The sequence below is a fragment of the Tunicatimonas sp. genome, from assembly GCF_049647865.1.
GTDB lineage: Bacteria > Bacteroidota > Bacteroidia > Cytophagales > Cyclobacteriaceae > Tunicatimonas.
This window is the reverse complement of sequence record NZ_JBARYM010000188.1, coordinates 1-2,654: the sequence shown is the minus strand read 5'-3', so window position 1 is coordinate 2,654 and position 2,654 is coordinate 1. Positions and strand designations below refer to the sequence as shown.

Sequence of the window (2,654 nt, the reverse complement as noted above, 5' to 3'; positions counted from 1 at the left end):
AAATGTAGTGCTTGACCCGTCCGGTTACCACAATGCGGTGCGGATATTTTGATACAAATTTCACCGTATCGCCAATGGAGTAGCCCCAGAGTCCGGCATTACTATTGAGAATCAGGGCATAGTTTTTTCCGATTTCCACATCGTGAATGGATAACCTTGTAGGATTTTCTTTGGAGAATTCATCAGTAGGAATAAATTCAAAGAAGATACCGCTATTCAGTAACATCAACAGTCCTTCGGTCGATTGCGAATCTTGGTAAGCAATAAAGCCTTCGGAAGCAGGGTAAGTCTCAATGCTGTCAATTTGCTTTCCGATAGACTCTATCATCTTCTGTCGGTAGGGTGCGTAATTCACACCGCCGTGCACAAACACCGAAAAATTGGGAAAAATATCTTTGATGGGTTTTCCGGTGCGATCAATCAGCCAGTCAAAGTACATCTGCACCCAGGGTGGAATCCCAGAAATCAACGTCATATTCTGATTTATGGTCTCATCAACAATACGTCCCAGCTTGGTTTCCCAGTCTTCAATGCAATTAGTTTCGTAGGAGGGCATTTGGTTAGTGCGTAGATACTGCGGCACATGATGATTAACCAAACCGGATAGTCGCCCCAGCGGTATTCCGCCTTTATCTTCCAATGTTGGGCTACCCGATAAGAAGATGAGTTTTCCGTCTAAAAACGAAGAATTGCCAGTATCATGCACGTAACTTAGCAGCGCATCGCGAGCCGAATTAATATGATTGGGAATAGAATCTTTGGTAATGGGTATATACTTCGCTCCCGAAGTAGTGCCCGAAGTTTTAGCAAAGTACGCCGGTTTACCGGGCCACAGCACATCTGATTTACCACCAATAATGCGGTTGACGTAGGGCTTCAGGTCTTCGTAGTCACGAATGGGTACTGCCTGTTTGAACTCTTCGTAGGTATTTACTTCGCTAAGGTGGTGGTCTTTTCCAAAAACTGTGTTTTTAACACCCGATAGCAAACTGTGCAGAACTTTATCTTGTGATTTTTCCGGTTCCTGGCTCCACTGTTTTTGCTGCCGGACTACCCAGTTTGCTAAAGGTTTACTTAAAAAAGATCGTATGCCCATACTAAAAAGTTTAGCGGCAAAATTAAGGATTACCCTGACACAAACGTCTTTTTTGTTGGTTATTCATCGTTTTCTTCACCTGAATGGTCTCTACCCAGTGCTTAGCTTTTTTGCCGGTGAAGTGCTCAATCTGGTGGCGACAGCTAAAGCCACAAGCAATAGTTTGCGTAGCATCGTCCGTATTTTCTAAGGTAGGAAACAATACTGATGATCCAATCTTTTCGGAAAGCTCATAATGTTCTTGTTCGTAACCGAAAGAACCGGCCATGCCGCAGCATCCGGAATCTATTTCGCTCACCCGCAGATCAGGTACGGTTTCCAATAGGTTTTTCATAGCCTGAGTACCGTACAAAGCTTTTTGGTGGCAGTGCCCGTGGATGAGTAACCCCGGTGCTGTTGTGCTAAACTCAACATTGATTTTTCCAGCGAGTTGTTCTTGATGAATAAACTGATCGATCATAAGTACTCCCTTTTGCAATCGTTGGGCTAAAACTTCATCCGCAATCAAGTCGGTTAAGTCATGATTTAGAGCGGAGGCACAACTGGGTTCGCACACTAGAACAGGAATATTATTTTCTAAATAAGCTTCTAGATTCTGCGCGGTCTTAAGCCCTGCCTGTTTGGCTTCGCGCAGGAAGCCGTGGGATATTTTCGGGCGTTGACAACAACCCACTTCCGCCAGCAAAACTTCGTAGCCACAAGCAGTTAAAAGGTGGTAAGCAGCGATGCCCACTTGAGGTTCGTGATAATTGAGGTAAGTATCAGCAAATAAAGCTACTTGAGGCGTATTGGGTTTTGCTGGCTTATTGTTCTTGGAAAACCACTGAGAGAACGTTTCGGAAGCCAACTCCGGTAATACTCTTCGGCGGTCAAAGCCCGCTACTTTCTCTAGTCCGGCCCGGAACGCCAAACTTCGCTGGATTTTATTCACCAAACTAGCCGTTTTCCCGCTCAACCATTTAGCTACATCCGACGAATTGCAAATCATTTTATCTCGTAAAGAAGCACCGTGCTTATCGTAATACTGCTGGCTTACCTCACTTTTAAGCTTCGCCATATCTACGTTGCTTGGGCATTCTGATTTACAGGCTTTACAGGAGAGACACAAATCAAGCGTTTCGCGCAGTCGGTGGCTGGTGATACCTTCTTTATCGAGTTGTCCCGACATGGCTAAACGCAGTGCATTGGCTCGTCCACGGGTAGAGTGCTCCTCATCGCGCGTAGCTTTAAAGCTAGGACACATGGTTCCACCTAAAATTTTTCGGCACTCCCCCACTCCCGTACACATGTGTACCGAATTTTCAAAGCTTTCGTCTTCCCGATACTGGTATTCGGTAGGAAAGGAATTATCACGATAGCTGGTTCCGTAGCGCAGGTTTTCAGTGATAGGCTGTGCATTTACAACCTTCCCCGGATTCATTCGGTTCTCAGGATCAAATAGTTGTTTTACCTTACGGAAAGCTTCATAAATTTTAGTCCCAAAGAATTTTTCGTTATAGGCTGAGCGGACTAATCCATCGCCGTGCTCACCGCTCCATGAGCCGCCGTAGTGTTGCAC

Annotated in this window: 2 protein-coding genes; both read right to left on the bottom strand. The window is 45.3% G+C overall.

Annotation, left to right across the window (positions count from 1 at the left end):
- Window positions 1–1,096, bottom strand: a 1,096-nt coding sequence (locus tag WBA23_RS05700) for a GH3 family domain-containing protein (RefSeq protein ID WP_424581285.1), incomplete at its 3' end; no start/stop codon positions are given.
- Between the two features lie 22 nt (window positions 1,097–1,118).
- Window positions 1,119–2,654: (Fe-S)-binding protein (locus tag WBA23_RS05695; protein WP_424581284.1), on the bottom strand; the 1,536-nt coding region annotated here is incomplete at its 5' end.